Genomic DNA, 18268 nt, shown 5'->3' on the forward strand with positions numbered 1-18268 from the left:
AATGTCATCATAACCTTAATTTAAGGTTCAGTTCTTTTATTGGTGTTAAAACCTAATAGTATCAAGTTAACAACTATTAGTAAGCTAATTATTAAAAAAATATTTTCCATGTTAGTCGTATATAGTTATTGAAGTGATTTAAACGCAGAAAGTTTAAATCACTTCATTAATAAGATGCACGTTTTTAAAAAGGTTGCGTGCAAAAACACTTTATATACCCATTGTGCATTTTGACCCTTTTTAATAAACAAATTTCACTCGAACTGACAAAATTTTCTCAAAATGCACAACGGGTTTTATATGTATATAACAGGTTCATTTCATTTTTTCCTAACAAGAAATTTATTTATTTAGTCAGGTCGTCTTAGGTTATGCAGTATAGCAAATTCAATAAGCTTTCCTTTGCCAACAAGCTTTAATTTTTTTCTAATGTTCTTTCTGTGTGTTTCAATAGTTGATAGGCTTAGGTTTAATTCCTTTGCTATTTTGAATGAACTATTGCCCTGACCTACAAATTTTAGAACCTGTAATTCCCGCTTTGTAAGTTTTTCTATTTTATGTTCATATTTTGGATCTAATGTTGTTAAAAACAAAATGAGGGAATCTACAGTTTCTTTATGGGTAGTAATTGATTTTGTGGCATTCAAAACCTTTAAAATCCCATTTTTAGAAAGCACAGCGCCGTTTTTTTTTAGAGTATTTATGGTTTTTATAATTTCTTTATGTGCTATCATCGATAAGATTAATGTTTGTATAAATCTAGATGAAATATGAGCATAAAAAAATCCCCAATACTGGGGATTTTTCAATTTTATGTATTTGAAATTCTATTGATAAATCGGAATTTTTAAACCAAGATATACATCGGTGGTTTTTGATGTATCTGATATTAAATTTGAAATAATAGAACTAGAACCCACCATTAATGGCCCAAGTCTAAACCCTGTGCCCCAAGCAAAATCTCCGTATTGTCTAATACTTACAGGAGAATAAATACTGAACCATTTGGTTTCTAATCTAGGAGACAGCGTCACCGAATTTATGATACTGTTGGCGTTTGCTGTATTCTTTTTTACCAAAGATAAATTGGTTTGTAAACTGATGTATAACTTATTTTTGATATGATAGTCTGCTAAAAAATGAAATGCTGTTGGCAATTTTATTTTTTGGGCTATCATCTCTTCAGTAAATGTGTAGTTATCATCTAAAAAATCCTCTGTTTCACTGTCCTCGGTATAACCAGATGTGTCGGCAGTACCGTTTACATTATAAGTTGTTACTGTACTTTCAGTATAATCTATAGAACCTATATCTGTTATGGAAGCCCCAATTTTCAATTTATATTTATTCTGTTTTCTAGTCGTTAGTGAATCTTTGATTTTGTTGGGTCTAAATTCATAAGTAAATCCAATATCCGCACCAAAGCCAGAGGTTAGGTTTTTAAATTCAATATCGTCATTATCAAAATCTTGACTAATGCCGTAAATTAACTCGCCGTTTGTGGTTAGTGTTTCGTTAGCGGCACTGTATTGTCCCGTAAAATTCGGACTATTCACAAATACACCACCTGCGCCTTGTAAATATTTTAAGGTAACTCCAGCTTTTAAAAAGTTAGTATCGTTATCCATAAGAATACGTCCGTAAACCAAACCAACTTCAGCCCAAGCATGAACAGTACCTGTTAGGTTTTCAGAATTAAAACTGAAATCTTCCGCAATATCAAAACCATCAGCAATACTTTCATAAAGTTCGCCGTTAATGTTATTGATGTTGAAAAAAGCCCGTACTCTACTTACGAGTCCTACGCTACTTTTTGGAGAAAGGTTAAACATAAAAGACGGCCCTAACACATCAGCATTCAAGAAGAAGTTATTGGCATTGGTAGGAAACTTTTCAGTATCCAGATCAAAATCAAAACCATCTTCAGATTTAATAATATCATTTACATTGATACCAAAATAGTCACTACCACCAAAAGCACTTGCAGATACTAAGTTTATATCGGCTTTAAATCGTGAATCAACTACATTGGAAGGGTTTGAAGTTAGGCCATGCACTCCTGCATAATTATCTACAGAGAACCCTATGTAGCTTTGTGCATTTAATAAAGGGGAGATACTAATACATACTAATAGTAAAATGTAATTTAAATTTTTCATGTGAGAATTGATTGGTTAATAATAGCTCCCAAACATACGAAAAGAGAGCAATACAAAAAAATCCCCAGTACTGGGGATTTTTTATAATCTTGAGAGTTGATTTATAACACTAAATTCGTTCTAATGTTGTAACATAAGTATTTGATTCTCCATCCCCTACATAGGTTTGAGTAAAGATGAGTTTATTCCCTACAACTTCAACTTTACCAGAACTGCCATCAAACAGTATTTCACCATTTGTGAAATCTTCGTTGTACTGAGGGTTTAAAAAATCTTCATACTTAAAAGTTATTAACGTAAGAAGCAGTTCATCTTCATTATAAGCCCATTTTCCTGTGTATTTTTCATCATTCTCTTCCGATTCAACATCTGAATAAACTCCAGAGCAACTTTCGGCAGACGCTTGATAATCTAAATAGTTATATTCACTTTTATCAGTATAATAGAAATCTCCATTATTTTCAAAGTTCAATATGTACTCCTCATAAATAACTTCTTCATAAGGCACCTCTACAGTTTGTCCATTAGTACATGAAATTTGAGTATTGTCATCATCTCCAGTAGTCTCAACCACTTTCCATGTACCTACAATAGAAGCATTACCTCCCCAAGCTTCCACCTCAATACAAACGGTAACTATTTGGCTTACATTGTTTTCGCTGTCATAAAGACATAGATCACTACAAAATTGTCCCGCTGGAATAGCATCTCCAAAATCGATATCAATCTCATATTCATTATCTGTTAAGCCATTTCCTTTTGAAAACAGTTTGTTTTTTGAGGATTTGTTGTTCTTGATATTGGCTTTTTTACTTGCTGTGGTAAAACTGGAAACAGGTACGTCAAAATAGTTAGAAGCACCATTACCGTTTACATCCTTAAATAGGAGGTAAGCACCTGCAATATTGCTTTCTGCGGTAGAAAATTTAAGGTTGAATCCAGATTTTTGATGCGCTTCAGCCTTATTGGAAGCAACAACTAAATCTATATTACTGTTAGGTTGTGGTGGTGTACCGTCATTTTTTGTTGCACCTGCAATTTCGATGCCGCTGGATAGGGCAGAGGTTTCAACAGCATTTTCTTCTGTTTTGTTTTGATGGTTTGCCAAGTCTTCGTCGCCGCCTCCACCGGAATCAGAATCTGAAGAACATGAAAAGGTTAGTGCCGTAAATACGATTAGTGTGTAAAAAAAAGTTTTAAAGGTTTTCATAAAAATTAAAATTGAAAGGTTAAATTGTTAATAGCAAAATGTTGTGATAAAGAAATGAAAGTATGTAAATATATACAAGTTTAAACGTAGAATTTTTCTTAAAAATAAATTATGTGTTTTAAAATGAACACGAAATTATTAATATGTTAAAATGAGTGGTAAATAGTGTTGGTTTTTTGATGAAAATTCATTTTCAAATTTTCTTTTCGTTGTGTCATTAGTAAAAATGAATCATAAATCAAACCTAGTGAAATATCATATAAAGAAAAATCCCCAGTACTGGGGATTTTTCAACTTACTAAACTAACTCAAAAACTAAACTACTGTTTCACAATACGTTTGGTAACGTATATATTATTCACATTAAACCTTAAAAAATAGACACCGTTGCTTATGTTTTGCAGGTTAATTCTATTTTTAGGCTTTTCTATTTTATAGACTTGTTTACCATTGATATCATAAATAGTTAAGGCATCCAAAACAAGAGGTGTCGAAATATTTATATAATCATTGGTCGGTATTGGGAACAACTTAATGTCTTTTGCAGAAATTTCATTATCGTCAATACTTAGTGTATCTATAATGGTAACCGTAACCGTAATGCTATGGCTGTTGCCAGAACCATCTGTAACGGTCAATACCACGGGATAATCACCAGGCGTCGTAAATGTATCAACATCTATGCTCAAAGTAGTTGCACTACAATTGTCTGATGAGCCATTATCAACATCGCTTGCTACAATAGTAACGGAAGGGTTTCCTCCCAAGTCTCTATTAATATCTTGCCCAATAGCAACGGGATTTATAGTATCCTCTACGGTAACCGTAGCTGTGTTTGTACCTGTATTTCCGCTGGTATCGGTCACAGAAAGTGTAACTACATTGCTTCCTAAATTGGCACATGTAAAGCTTGTAATATCTAAACTGCTGCTTGCAATTGAACAATTGTCTGTTGATCCATTCTCTATTTGGGCTGCCGTAATTGTTGCACTTCCTGAAGCATCCAATTGTACCGTGATATTTTGGGTAACAACAACAGGGTTTACCGAGTCTTCAACAGTAACCGTTGCAGCAGCTGTATTTGAGTTTCCACTAGCATCTTCAACAGTTAACATTACCGTATTAGCACCAATATCTGCACACGTAAAGCTTGAAACATCCAATGATTTTGTAGTAATAGCACAGTTATCCGTAGAACTGTTATCGACATCATCTGCAGTTATGGTTACATTGCCAGTAGCATCCAATTGCGCTGTAAACCCTTTTGTAATGGCAACTGGGTTTGTAGTATCCTCAACGGTAACCGTAGCACTAGCAGTATTTGCGTTTCCACTAGCATCAGATACGGTTAAATTAACCGTATTGGCACCAAGGTTAACACAGGTAAAACTAGAGACATCCAAACTAAATCCGGTTACCGCACAATTGTCTGTTGAACCGTTTTCGATTTGGGCTGGCGTAATTGTAACATCTCCATTGCCATCCAATTGTACCGTGATATTTTGGGTAACCGCAACAGGGTTTATTGAGTCTTCAACAGTAACCGTTGCAGCGGCTGTATTTGAGTTTCCACTAGCATCTTCAACAGTTAACATCACCGTATTAGCACCAATATCCGCACACGTAAAGCTTGAAACATCCAATGATTTTGAAGTAATCGCACAGTTATCCGTAGAACTGTTATCGACATCATCTGCAGTTATGGTTACATTGCCAGTAGCATCCAATTGCGCTGTAAACCCTTTTGTGATGGCAACTGGGTTTGTAGTATCTCCTACGGTAACCGTAGCACTAGCTGTATTTGTATTTCCACTAGCATCAGATACGGTTAAGTTAACCGTATTGTCACCAAGGTTGGCACAGGTAAAACTAGAGACATCCAAACTAAATCCGGTTACCGCACAATTGTCTGTTGAACCGTTTTCGATTTGGGCTGGCGTAATTGTAACATCTCCATTGCCATCCAATTGTACCGTGATATTTTGGGTAATTGCCACAGGATTTATGTTGTCAACCACGGTAATAGTTACATCTTCGGTACTAACTTTTGCTTCGGCATCGGTAGCCGTAATGGTTACTGTATTCGCTCCTAAGTTAGCACAGGTGTAGTCAAATTGTGTTTGGTTTAGTACTACGGAAACCAGTTCGCAGTCATCAAATGTGCCATTGTCAACATCGGCAATTGTAATTGATGCTTGTCCTGAGGCGTCCAATTCTGCTGTGATGTTTGGGAATGTTACAATAGTAGGAGGTAGGTTGTCAAACACATCCACATCATCTAAAACTTTATAAAGTGAATAGTTGCCAGCTTCATTTTTCATGCTTAACCAAACATCATGGATATCACAGGTTACTAAATCCGTTGGGATTTCTACCAAATATTCATCAGTGTTCCCTGTTGGTGTAAAAGCCAATGGTGTTCCCGTTCCAAAGCCTAACTCTTCATCATATAAAAACTCAACTTCACTTAAAGGCGATGTAGGCGGTGTTTCAAAAACAGCATTATCTATCACATAAAATGTTTTTCTGTCATATAAACTCCATGTACCATCTTGATTTATAGAACGAATTCCCAATACATGGTATCCATCGTCTAAAGCACCTAACGGAATCACTAAATTTTCATTTAATTCTGAAGGGTTTCCAGAAATAGCTAAAGGTGTTCCGCCACCAGGCCCAGGATCGGTATCAAACCAATATTCTAAACCTGCCAAATCTGAAATAGGATCGCTTCCAGAAATTTCTTCACTAATATAAAATGTGTTTTTATGGTATAAACTCCATTCATCATCGAGATTTTTAGTTCTTAAGCCAATGGTATGAAAACCAACATCCAAACTCCCTAAGGGGATTACAAAACTCTCTGTTAATTCACTCGGATTTCCAGTAATTGCCAAAGCTGTGTTGTTGCCCGGACCTAAGTCGGTATCAAACCAATATTCTGCTCCCGAAAGATTGACTATGGGGTCGCTACCAGAAACCGATTCACTTACATAAAACGTGTTTTGTTGGTACAAGCTCCAAGCACCATCTAAATTTTGCGTTCTAATAGTAATTGAATGAAAACCAGAATCCAAACTTCCCAAAGGAATAACAAAGCTCTCTGTCAGTTCACTCGGGTTTCCCGAAATAGTAAGTGGCGATCTATTTCCAAGTCCAGGATCGGCATCAAACCAATACTCTGCGGCGGCTATATTTGAAATTGGGTCGCTTCCAGAACCTGCATTTTCACTTATATAAAACGTTGCAGAACTGTAAAGACTCCAATTATTTGCGTCGTCTTTTGTACGTAAGGTAAGCTTATGAAACCCTGATGGCAACCCTGTTAAAGGTATTGCTAGAGTTTGGGTAAGCTCGCCCGTATTTGCTGTCGCTGTCACTACGGTTCCATTTCCTATGCCAGGGTCGTTGCCAATAAAATACTCTATTTGGTCAATGTTTTGAGCTTGTACAAAATAACTGCACATAAACAACATAAACACCATATAGTATTGAAAACTACATTTGGCACTTTTAGAAAAAACCGAAGGAGCGCATTTATTTTTTAGCGCGCTCATAATTAATGGGCTTTAGAGGTAATAGTTACATTGATGCTACCGTTTTTTGGAACTGCGCCATCATATGAAATAATATCCATAACAGGTACACCTCTTGGATTGCCTAAATACTTATAATTAAAACCATTGTTAAACAGTCCAATTTCAGAACCGCCACCACCACCGGTAAGTGCCGGAGAACCTGCTTGTAAGGTTAAATCGTCTTCTGGACGAAAAGCTGGGTTATAACCTGATGAACCTGCAAAACTTTGGTTAGCCGTATTGTCAACATCTGTAAATAATGGGTTGGTGTTTGATAGGGTATTGGAATCTAAATAAGACCCCGAGCCGTTTGAAGTAAAAGATATATTTCCAGTACCATAATTGTATGTCAAACAATTTGATAAGTTGAACGGGCCATTATTAAAACTTATAGTTCCATCTGAGGTTTCATTTATAATAAACATATTATTGAATAGTATTACAGTTCCAGATGAAGATTGGTTAGTTAGATTAAAACCGCTAGAAAAATATTTAAAAATATTGTTTGCAACAACAATACTTGTGGGGTCATAAATAGTTAAAGGACTACCACCTAAAAAAATATTGTTGGATATTAACACATTTATACCATCTACATACTGTGTAATACCACTTCGTATTATATTACCTCTAATTTCTATATCATCAGCATCTACTGGAAGTACACTTGTAATACCTAACGTAGCACTAGCAAATTCACATTCATATATTTTAGTGCCTACAAAAGGTGGAGGATTAGATGCTCCAGTTGCAGAAAAATTAAGGTTTCCAAAATTAATGCCTTTTATGGTAACATTGCTAGACCTAATACTTACTGTGCCTAGAGTTGAAACCCTATTGTTTTCACTATGGGATCTACCAACAATGGTAAGAGCCTTGGTTACATTTGCATGTCCGTAGGAAGTACCTGAAGGTTGTACATAAATAATATCTCCTGCTGTGGCCGCATCAATAGCTTCCTGTATGGTTTGTTGTGTTGTAGTAGAACCGGGGTTATTATCAACAGTAATAATGGTTTGGGCACTAAGGCCTAAGGTCATAATTGCTATGGCGAAGCATAGCATGTTTTTTAAAATACTTGTACTTGTTTTCATAATGATTGGTTTTTAAAAGATTAATTAAAATTGTTCAAAACAAAGCATAGAAAAGTCTGGCTAGAGAAAGCTTGTGCTTTTTCCAGATGTAAAATTGGGGAGAGCGAAATGTAGAGGTAGTCTGAAAAGTGTTTTTAATGTCATTCAGAGCGATAGCGAAGAATCTCTATGTATTGATTTTTTTCAATATTTTGATTTTATAGATTCTTCATGTTCATTCAGAATGACACTTTTAAGACAGCCTCTTTTTTTGAGAATTGTGTGTTTAAGAAGTATTATCCATCAGATTAAGAGTTATTGTTAATAGCTACATCAAACTTAGGGAAATACAAGGCATAAAAAAATCCCCAATACTGGGGATTTTTAGGTTTTTGGTCGAAAAGTTTGTCGATAAACGGTTGGTTTTTAACTTATTGCTTTATGATGCGTTTTACTACCATATCATCTTTAGTCTTTATATGAAATACATACATTCCCGAATTTAAATTCCCAATATCCATAATAGTATTTTCTGTGGTCAGTTTTTGTTCTAAAATTTTTCTTCCGTTAGTATCGAATAATGTGGCTTGGGCTTCTTGGTAATTGCCCAATTTTATGTTTATGATATTATTTGTTGGGTTGGGGTAGATGCTAAAACTGTTTTTATCAGTTTCATCAACTGTTAAATTAGCATCGATTACCAGCGTTATGTTTGCCCTTGTAATTACTAAGTCTGGCACTAAGTTGTTTGTGATTTGACAATAGTACACACCGCTATCAGCTTCCAAAGCATTTGCAATTATATACGTACTGGAGTTTGCGCCAGATATGGCAACGTTATCTTTAAACCATTGGTACACATCGCCCACACCTTTTGAGTTTTTGAATTTGTTGTGGCGGGTATCGTCTATGCTTAATGTGATGTCCCCTCCAGGAGGGAAATCAAGGTTTTGTTCGATATCTTTTGTTCTTTGCGGGGAGTAGTTTAATGTATTATAATTATTTGCCATTACCAAAGGTTCCAAATCGTTGAAATCGAAATAGTTGTTAGCAATATTTAAATTATCGTTGCCCACAGCATTAATCAATTCCTGTGGAATGGTGCCTTCAAAATCATTAAACTCGGCAAAAACCTGTGAAATATTAGCAAATTCTTTTGGTAGTGCCCCTGGAATACGACATTGGTTAATATCAATACGTCGCAAATTAGGGACATCCAAAAATTCAGAAGGTATAGGCTCCGCTATTGGAATGTTTGATAAACTTAGAGAGGTTAAATCTTGAAGCACAACATTAGAAGGTATTTTGTTGTCGATTAGCGATAGCTTATTCCCTCCTCGTTGGGGAAGGAATAGGTATTGAAGTTTACTCAAATTCCAAATACTGCTTGGTATATTACCATTTAAATAGTTAGCATTAAGAAAAAGACTTGTGAGTTGACTTAAATTACCGATATCTTCTGGAATGTTGCCTGTAATATCATTTAAGGCAAAACTTAAACTTTTGAGATTAGATAAGTTTGAAAAGCTAGAGGGAATCTGCCCAGATATTTTGTTTACTGGGAGGTGTAACGATTCTAGAGCACTTAAATCACCAATATTTGAAGGTAATGGCCCTACAAGGTTATTGCCGAATAAACTGATGCCTGTTACTCTTCCGTTTGTTTCTGTAATACCGTGCCATGTATAAATAGGTTTTGTAGTATCCAACCAATTGGTATTGTTTTTCCAGTTGTTACCGCCAGTACTGTTATAAAATGCCACAAGTGCATCATAATCTGGACTTTGGGCAGGAGGTGCACCAACTTCATAAGTACCAACAACATAACTTAGATTAAAAACTAATGAATTAAAGACAATACATTCGTAGATCCCAAGTTGGTTTCCAGTAATATTTGAAATTTGGAAATTTGGTTGTGTAGGATCTGTTGCGTTTGGGTTTGAATTGATATCAACAGGATTTCCATTAAAATACCATTGGTATATATTATTTTCTCCTGAAATAGATTCTGAAGTAAAATCTACATTATCTCCAATTGTTATAAGTTTAGTTGTTACGGTTGAACTAATTGCGTTCTGTGGGGAGTAAACATAGCCCACACCTAATTTATTTTGATAATTGGTAAAAGAGTTTTCTAAATCGTCAAATTGAAAGTCGTTGTTATAAATATAAACATAGTTAAGATTGGTATTGGCTGATATGTCTGGAACATCGCCTGTCAACTGGTTATGGTAAAGTGCAAGACCACCAAGCTGGGTCAAGTTGGTTATAGATTGTGGAATACTTCCAGTTAGGTTATTGCCCCCAAGTTCTAGATTGAACAAATTAGAAAAATCACCTATTTCATCTGGTATAACTCCGGTTAAATTATTGTTGTTTAGATATAAAGCTGTAACGAGGCTATTACCATCGCCATAAAGAGTACCTACACCATACCAAGAATTAATGGGAGCGTCTGTAAGCCAGTTGGTGTTGTTTGTCCAATTATCACCGTCAGTTGCATTATAAAAAGCGACCAAGGCATCATATTCTGGGTGCAAACTAGGAACTCTATTAAGTGTTGCTATTCCAGTTCTTGGTGTTAGCCCAGAAATTAGTGAGTTAAAGGCATAACAGGTATAAACCCCCATTTCATTTAGCTGTATGTTTTCCAGTTCTAGTGATGTTGAATTAGCTCCTGATATAGCATTACTACCAAAAAACCATTGATAATAAGTGTTTGTTCCACTTACTGGAGATGAAGTTAACGTAATATTATCGCCAACATTTAGCGTTTGTTCAACACTATGGTTTTCATCTAGGTTTTGTTGAGGTGCATATAGAAATTGTGCAATATTATTTTGGTATGATGTAAACTCGGACTCAAAATCTCCAAATTGAAAATAATTGCCATCTATGGCGAGAACAAAGAGGTTTTGGTTAGTAAAATCTGGCAAAGTGCCCATAAAGCTATTATATGCAAGTCCCAAACGCGTTAAATTAGGAATGGTAGTTAATTCGTTTGGAACAGCCCCCGATAGGTCATTATGCGCTAAGTCCAACCAAGTTAGTGCTTGCAGGTTTCCTATTTGTTGAGGAATTTCCCCCGAAAGGGAATTAATTGCTAAATCAATAAATGAAAGATAAGATAGATTACCAATTTCTGCGGGAATAAATCCAGTTAAGGAATTTGATCTAAAATTCAAGTTCTCCAATTGAGACAAACCATCAATACTAGTAGGTATGTCACCGGATAGATTATTGCTGGACAAATCAATGCCCGTTACCCTGCCATTGGTTTCTGTAATGCCATGCCATGAAGAAATTGGTTTTGAAGTGTCTAGCCAATTGGTGTTATTGGTCCAAGTATCTCCATTTAAAGCATTATATAAAGCTATTAAGGCATTATAATCTGGGTGTGATGCCGGTAGTAATTCAACTTGAAATGTACTGCCAATAAAGCTCAAATCTGTAATAATAGAATTGGTTACAATGCATTGGTATGTACCAGTCTGGTTTGCAGTTATGTTGCTGATTTGAAGCGTTTCGGAAGTTGCACCACTTATATTGGGGTTGGTATTTAAATCTATGGGTTGCCCATTAAAGTGCCATTGGTACAGATTGTTAGCTCCGGATATTGGTAGAGAGCTTAACGAAATGTCATCACCAATATCCAATATTTTGTCTTCAATGGTCAAGGAAACCGCTTTTTGCGGTGTATGGACAAAATCATTTATTTGGCTTTGATATGAGATAAACTCATCTTCGAAGTCGCCGAATTGAAAGTTGTTGTCTTGAAAATGGAAATAAGCTAAATTATTAGCACTTGTTAAATCAGGAATATCATTTGATAAATTATTATCACTAATATCTAGATTAATAAGATTAATTAAATTTGAAAAGTTTGAAGGGACACTACCCGATAAGTTATTAGAAAAAAGGTATAAATAATTTAGATTTGTCAAAGTTCCGAGTTCGTCGGGAATGCTACCATTAAGATCACTAGATCTCAAATCCAAAAAAGATAAATTGGTTAAATTACCTAACTCAGGAGGAATTGTCCCACCTATTTTTTCTCCATTTGGTGTTCCACTTATGGACAAATTGGTAAGACTAGTTAGGTCGCCTATTTCTTTTGGAATACCTCCAGTTAATCTGTTTGCGCCAAGGTTAAGGTTTGTAAGATTAGGAATGGTTGTTAAACTAATGGGTATAGGGCCTGTAAGTTGATTGTGGCTTAAAGCCAACCCATAAAGATTGGATAAATTCCCTAATTCATCGGGAATATTTCCTGTTAAATTATTTGATAAAAGATACAAGTAATTTAACTTAGTTAAATTGCCCAATTCTGGCGGTATGGATCCCGTTAACCCACATAACCTTAGATCCAAACGCTGTAAATTGATTAAATTCCCTAATTCAGTGGGAATAGTCCCGCCTAATTTGATACCATTGGAACTTCCTCCAAGTGCTAAATACGAAAGATTTAGCAAATTACCAATTTCGGGAGGTATGCCCCCAGATAATGGATTACGACCTAAATTTAAGCTTTCCAGTTTACTTAAGCCCATAAGCTCAGCAGGTATCGTACCTGTGAGGTTGTTAAAATCCAGACCCAATACTATGAGATTTGATAAATTACCTATTTCTTCTGGAATATTATCACCTATATTGTTGAATCCGAGGATAAGGTGACTTAAATATGGAAGGTCATCAATTTCTGAAGGTATAAACCCAGATACGTTATTGTTATGCAAGGCTATACTGGTTACATGATCAACGCCATCAACTATAGTTATTCCTATACCGTGCCAGGTCGAAACAGGATTAGCAGTATTCCAATTGGTATTATTTGTCCAATCGGTTCCATTAGTAGCATTATAAAAAGCAACCAGAGCATCATGTTCAGTTTGTGGAACTTGTGAAAATAAATTGTAGGAACTAATAAGGGCAATCGAAAAGAGAAGTAATAAACGTTTCATAACGAGAGGGTTTTTAAGAATTATTGTTAATAGCTTGTTAAATTTATGGAATGATTTAAAGCCAAAAAATACCCAGTACTGGGGGTTTTTAGGTTTTTGGTCGAAAAGTTGGTCGATGAATGGTTCTTTAAGTTGTTATTCTTTTATGATGCGTTTCGTAATTAAATAATTTTCAATTCTAATTTGGAGCATATAGATTCCAGAACTTAACCAATCAAGGTCCAGATTGGTGTTTTTTCCTTCTAGAATCGTATTTAAGACCTTCCTTCCTTGCATGTCGAATATTTGAACTGGAGCGCGAGTGTAACTATTAAGGTTTATATGTATTAACCCAGGTGTTGGATTTGGTAATATTTCTATCTGATTAGTTGTTGGATTATGTTCAACACTTAATGACATTTGGGGTATAACACTAAAGGCATAGGAACCTGTTTCGTCAGCTCCGGAAATTGTAAGATAATAATCTCCTGAATCCAAAGTAACCATATCTAGTGATTTTGAGGTGCTCGAACCATTTTGATGATTTAGCTGATATACCAAATTATCATTTTCCACATTGTAAACTGACAAAATAGCCGTGCCTGATAAACCTTCAAAAGTGTCCAATATAAATTCTACATCATCTTTTTCTGAAAGAGAAAAACTGTAAAAATCCCGTGAATCACTTACTGTATCATAGAAGCTTAACCGCCCTGTATAGGTTTGGTTAAAGCTTACTGCAATCGCGTCTGCAACATTATTATTAGGCTCTTCGTCGTGTTTTTTTGCAAAACCTTGTGTCCAGCCATTTAAGGTGTAATTCACACAATCATTGTTATTTCCGATATTGGTTCCATTTACGCTGTATAACATCAAATAGTATTGCTTGGTACTATCAGTATTATTATAGCTGATTGAAGTAATTGGTTCCGAGTTTTCATCCTGGACTACACTAGTTACCTGCGAAAAATATTCATAGATATAAGCCGTTACATCTCCATTTACTTCTAAATTTATTTCGAGAGGAGCGGATGTTACTACTGGTATTTGATAATAATCGAATGTATCCCAATTGTTGACATAACCATGGCCCACATGACCACTGATAATATCATTAGGGTTAAATGTTTGAGCTAAATGCCTACGATCATTAGGTTCCGTTTCATTGTTAATTCCGTTTGCAATATTCGTGTAAGTAAATTGATATGATAGGCAAGTAGTCGAGTTTAAACTTAAAAAATAGTTTTCTCCTTGTTTTGCACAATCAAAAGTTATAGAAGTAATGTCATTATTGGCATCAGTATGTATTTCACCGGCCTGGTTTTTATTTTGATTGCCTAAATGTAATGTTGCATTACCTGTAAATGGTTCTGAAAATATCACTGCAAGCGGGCCGTTATTATCAACCATAAATTCATAATAGTCATAATTGTCATAACCTGGAACATCATAATACCGATATCCTAATTGACCTTCCTCGGTTGCACCCTCTGTAACCAAAACGGCGTCGTTAAAACTATTGTTGATTTTGGTATCATTCGTATATGTAGGAGGGTTTAAATGGCTGACTGTTAATGAATAGTTAACACAACAACTTTCGCAACCATTATTATAGAGGGTGAGATTGTTGGGGTCTGTTTGCAGTTTTACGTAATATGCGCCGGGAGATAAGCAACTTACCTCAAAACCATTATTTTGATCTCCTGAAAGGGGGACAGGATTCCCAATATCCCCATTTGCATCTTCTTTATATAGCGTATTACTTGTATAATTAAATAAATCTTCAGAAGTGTCAATATTTATTTGCAAGTCTCCAGGTTCTGTTATTTCAAATTTATACCAGTCTTCAAAATCCTCTACTGCATTTGGGAATTGATTTTTATATCCTGCAGGAATTAAGCCATAACCAATATTACCAGTTTTAGTGTCATCAAAACTTAAATGTATAGCCTCTGTAAAATCATCATTGGGTTCAACGTCAATAAACCCGATTGGAGATTCTACACTCCATTTAAATCGGTAACTATTGGCATCACCTGTTACTCTAACAAAAAGTACATCACCCGCCTTCACACAGTATATTTGCCCAGCTTCAACGCCATTTGGTGGGTTGGAAGTTGTACTGCCCCATACCCTGTTCCCATTTGATGTTGTTATGCCATCTATACTGGAAGTTACGCCTAGAACTGTATAATAGTAATCCTCAGTTGTGGTGTCTGAGTTGACATCTATGGTTAAAATCCCATCTCTGGGTACTGTTAATTTGTACCAATCAACACTATCATCATGAGCCGTATAATCTAAGGGGCGAAAACTGCCATGACCTTCATACCATGTGTCTTCAACAGTATTTAGAGCCTGATCTGCATTGTCATTTGGCTCGGGATCATTGCTATAGCTAAGCGGTACAATAGTATAGGGGATATCATAACTACCTTCAAAAACACAATTGCCAGCTACATCCAAAGATACTGTTAGATCTACGGTAACACCTGCTTTCAGTGGGATAGTTTCAGTTTTTAACGAAAGATTAATTAGAACATTCATGTATTTTTGGTCACCTTCAGAGTTCGTGTAAGTAACGGAGCCATGCATACCTACATCTGGATTTAAACCATTGCTGTTTAAAACCTTAAGATTAGAGAAACCATCAAATACAATTTTCCCATCATAAGGCATAACAATACTGTGGTTGCGGCTAATTACAGGGTTGAGGCATTCATTTGGTACCGTATTGCAACTACAAAGGTTTCCGGATATAGGTTGCGCATTTAAACTAAAAATCGTTGAAAAGTATAGGGATAAAAAGAGTAAAAATCGTTTCATAACGAGAGGGTTTTTAAGAATTATTGGTAATAGCTTCTCAAATTTACAAAGCAGTACAAAACCAAAAAATCCCCGGTACTGGGGATTTTTAAAACATTCGTCGAAAATGTTATCGATGAATGGTTATATCAAAATGTTTCAGGTATGAAAAATCATAAAACCCCAATTTTATTGCAGAAGTCCAATAGTTCCTTTGCATTATGGGTATTGCTTTTTTTAAGGATGTTTTTTCTATGCGAATATACCGTATGTTCGCTTATGTAAAGTTGATTGGATATCTGTTTCGTTGTTTTGCCCTTAGCAATTAGTTTTACCACGTCCAGTTCTCTAGGGGTAAAAAAATCAAGAAATTCCTTAAAAATGCGCTCCCTTAATTTTTTAGGATCAATAGTCCCAAAGTTTATGTCCCATTCTACTTTATTGTTTGCGCTCATAAACGAAATATCTGTTAATAAGGAGACATTACTTATTAATATGCCTTTTGCATCAACATCATAGGTCTGTGTATGGCGCAGTACTTTTAAATAAGAGTTGTCTTTTTTAATTAACCTAAAGGCGATGGTCAAAAACATATCGGATTTTGAAACCTTGGTTGTGGTGACATGGCTTACGCCTACTTTTATGATTCGTTTCACAATTTTTACATCATCTGGATGAAAATAGGTCATTATCAATCGTGGCGTAAATTCATCTTTCTCATAACCTAACATTTGCTCGATTCCCCTGGCATAGGTTATTTTTTTTTGATGCCAATCTATTACATACAGACACTGCTTGCCCTCTATGATGGGGAAGGCGTCCAAATCTGAAAAGTCTTTCTTTGTATGCTCTTTGTTTTTTAGTTTTTGAGAGATAGTATTACTAAACTCAATAATATCAGGATCTAAGTCTTCCATACATGTTATCTGTTTTTATGACACCCATCAATAAATTGTAATAATAAAGTACCAAAAAGTTCTGGAGCTTCCAATTGCGGATAATGCGAAGTTTTTTCAATCAAAATAAGCTCATTTTTCCATAATGTAGGTATAGATAGGCTATTGATGTATTTTATGCTAACCACTACATCTCCTTTTCCGCAAAGTAAAGCAATAGGGATATTTAAGGATTCAATTATGGCAACTTCATCAGGCATATCTCCATTTTGGATAGACCGGGCTAGTTGCTCTCTAAAATTAGAATCGGTTGTTTTAATCTCTTTTTTAATGAACTGCACATTCTTGTTGTTTGTCAAACTTTTAGTAAATAGATCTAAGTCTTCATAGTTTAAGTCTTTTTTAAATAATAGAGGCATTACGGGATGTTGTAAAAAAGCTTCGTCTATATTTAAAGGTTTTTTTACTGGGGGTGTTCCAAAAACTAAAGCTCCAATACAATTATTTAGCCTTGGTAATGATTGAATGGTAAAATGACCACCAAGAGAATGGCCCACAATAATAAAATTGGCAAGTTTTAGAGCGTTACAAAATTCAACTATGGTATTTACAAATAAGGGTACGGAATAATTTGTAGAACTATCTGAATTCCCATGCCCTGGTAAATCCAATGCCACAAGCCTGTAATTGTTTAAGTTTGGATTATTGAATTGGTTTTTAAAACCTTGGCCGCTTGAGGAGTTTCCATGTACAAATACAATGGCAATAGATGATGTGACATCATTATCAAAATAGGCTATTTTTAGACTTTTGATTGTTATGTTTTTTTTCTTCATCTATAACCGTTTTTATAAAACACCAATATTATGACAGAATTCAATAAGTTCCTTTGCATTATGGGTATTACTTTTTTTAAGGATGTTTTTTCTATGTGAGTAAGCAGTATGTTCGCTAATAAATAACGTATCAGCTATTTTTTTTGTTTTTTGGTTTTCTGCTATAAGTTTGATAACCTCTATTTCGCGAGAAGTAAAAAAACCGTCAAATTCCTTATATATTTCTTTTTTAAATGCCTTGTGTTCAATATGTGGCGCATTAAATTCCCATTGTACGGTTGTTGATGTGTCAAAAAACGAAATATCAGTTAATAACGAAAGGTTGCTTTTCATCATGCCATTTTTGGTGGCTTCAAAAAGTGTGGACTGTCTAAGAATTTTGATATATGTATTGTCTTTTTTTCTAAACCGATAGGTTAGGTTAAGGCTACTGTCTTCCAAATTCAAATACGGGTTTTTAGTAAGATGGTTCACCACGGCCTGGGTAATTCTTTTAACCAGTTGCAAATCCTCAGGATGCGCAATATTGAGAATGGTTTCCAGGGTAAATTCATGTTCGGTGTAGCCTAGCAGCTTATAAATGTCTTTTTGATAGGATACCTTTCCATCTTGCCAGTCTATAATATACAAGCCTTGTTTTATATTCAGCGGAAAGTTTTCAATAGATGAAAAATCGTTGCCATTAAAGTCAAGTGCCTTCAGCTTAGATGAGGTTTCGTTTATAAATTTCGGAATGGGTTTTATCATTAAAATTATGTTGTTAGGTCAAAA

10 protein-coding genes are annotated in these 18268 nt (G+C 35.1%); all 10 read right to left on the reverse strand.

Annotated features, from left to right (window positions below):
* Positions 1-350: 350 nt before the first annotated feature.
* Positions 351-734 carry a LuxR C-terminal-related transcriptional regulator gene (locus tag ABXQ82_RS03335; protein WP_367054822.1) on the reverse strand — a complete coding sequence of 128 codons (384 nt, stop codon included), beginning with the start codon at positions 732-734 and terminating at the stop codon, positions 351-353.
* 93 nt (positions 735-827) lie between these two features.
* A complete protein-coding gene (locus ABXQ82_RS03340) occupies positions 828-2159 on the reverse strand; it encodes a DUF5723 family protein (protein WP_367054825.1) in 1332 nt (443 codons plus the stop codon).
* A gap of 109 nt (positions 2160-2268) precedes the next feature.
* Complete coding sequence (locus ABXQ82_RS03345; RefSeq protein WP_367054828.1) at positions 2269-3369, reverse strand: hypothetical protein; 1101 nt, start codon at positions 3367-3369, stop codon at positions 2269-2271.
* Positions 3370-3689: 320 nt separating this feature from the next.
* The gene (locus ABXQ82_RS03350) at positions 3690-6926 is read right to left on the reverse strand and encodes a T9SS type A sorting domain-containing protein (protein WP_367054831.1); all 3237 of its coding nucleotides are present in this window, start codon (positions 6924-6926) and stop codon (positions 3690-3692) included.
* Positions 6927-6928: 2 nt separating this feature from the next.
* Entirely contained in the window at positions 6929-8041 is a 1113-nt protein-coding gene (locus ABXQ82_RS03355; protein ID WP_367054834.1) for a hypothetical protein, read from the reverse strand.
* Positions 8042-8451: 410 nt separating this feature from the next.
* The gene (locus ABXQ82_RS03360) at positions 8452-12981 is read right to left on the reverse strand and encodes an immunoglobulin domain-containing protein (RefSeq protein WP_367054836.1); all 4530 of its coding nucleotides are present in this window, start codon (positions 12979-12981) and stop codon (positions 8452-8454) included.
* A gap of 135 nt (positions 12982-13116) precedes the next feature.
* Positions 13117-15786: a T9SS type A sorting domain-containing protein gene (locus ABXQ82_RS03365; RefSeq protein WP_367054838.1), complete on the reverse strand. Its 2670-nt coding sequence runs from the start codon at positions 15784-15786 to the stop codon at positions 13117-13119.
* Positions 15787-15938: 152 nt separating this feature from the next.
* Positions 15939-16682, reverse strand: coding sequence for a LuxR C-terminal-related transcriptional regulator (locus tag ABXQ82_RS03370; protein WP_367054840.1), 744 nt, complete (start codon positions 16680-16682; stop codon positions 15939-15941).
* A 5-nt stretch (positions 16683-16687) separates the two neighbouring features.
* Positions 16688-17497: an alpha/beta hydrolase gene (locus tag ABXQ82_RS03375; protein WP_367054842.1), complete on the reverse strand. Its 810-nt coding sequence runs from the start codon at positions 17495-17497 to the stop codon at positions 16688-16690.
* 12 nt (positions 17498-17509) lie between these two features.
* On the reverse strand, positions 17510-18244 hold the full coding sequence (locus tag ABXQ82_RS03380; protein ID WP_367054844.1) for a LuxR C-terminal-related transcriptional regulator: 735 nt from the start codon (positions 18242-18244) through the stop codon (positions 17510-17512).
* Positions 18245-18268 lie beyond the last annotated feature (24 nt).

The organism is Algibacter sp. 2305UL17-15 (assembly GCF_040720935.1).
GTDB lineage: Bacteria > Bacteroidota > Bacteroidia > Flavobacteriales > Flavobacteriaceae > Jejuia.

Excerpts from the sequence above, each read along its gene's own strand:
- ABXQ82_RS03380 (WP_367054844.1), bottom strand. The coding sequence starts at position 18,244 with ATGATAAAACCCATTCCGAAATTTATAAACGAAACCTCATCTAAGCTG.
- ABXQ82_RS03355 (WP_367054834.1), bottom strand. The coding sequence starts at position 8,041 with ATGAAAACAAGTACAAGTATTTTAAAAAACATGCTATGCTTCGCCATA.
- ABXQ82_RS03365 (WP_367054838.1), bottom strand. The coding sequence starts at position 15,786 with ATGAAACGATTTTTACTCTTTTTATCCCTATACTTTTCAACGATTTTT.
- ABXQ82_RS03370 (WP_367054840.1), bottom strand. The coding sequence starts at position 16,682 with ATGGAAGACTTAGATCCTGATATTATTGAGTTTAGTAATACTATCTCT.
- ABXQ82_RS03360 (WP_367054836.1), bottom strand. The coding sequence starts at position 12,981 with ATGAAACGTTTATTACTTCTCTTTTCGATTGCCCTTATTAGTTCCTAC.
- ABXQ82_RS03335 (WP_367054822.1), bottom strand. The coding sequence starts at position 734 with ATGATAGCACATAAAGAAATTATAAAAACCATAAATACTCTAAAAAAA.
- ABXQ82_RS03345 (WP_367054828.1), bottom strand. The coding sequence starts at position 3,369 with ATGAAAACCTTTAAAACTTTTTTTTACACACTAATCGTATTTACGGCA.
- ABXQ82_RS03340 (WP_367054825.1), bottom strand. The coding sequence starts at position 2,159 with ATGAAAAATTTAAATTACATTTTACTATTAGTATGTATTAGTATCTCC.
- ABXQ82_RS03350 (WP_367054831.1), bottom strand. The coding sequence starts at position 6,926 with ATGAGCGCGCTAAAAAATAAATGCGCTCCTTCGGTTTTTTCTAAAAGT.
- ABXQ82_RS03375 (WP_367054842.1), bottom strand. The coding sequence starts at position 17,497 with ATGAAGAAAAAAAACATAACAATCAAAAGTCTAAAAATAGCCTATTTT.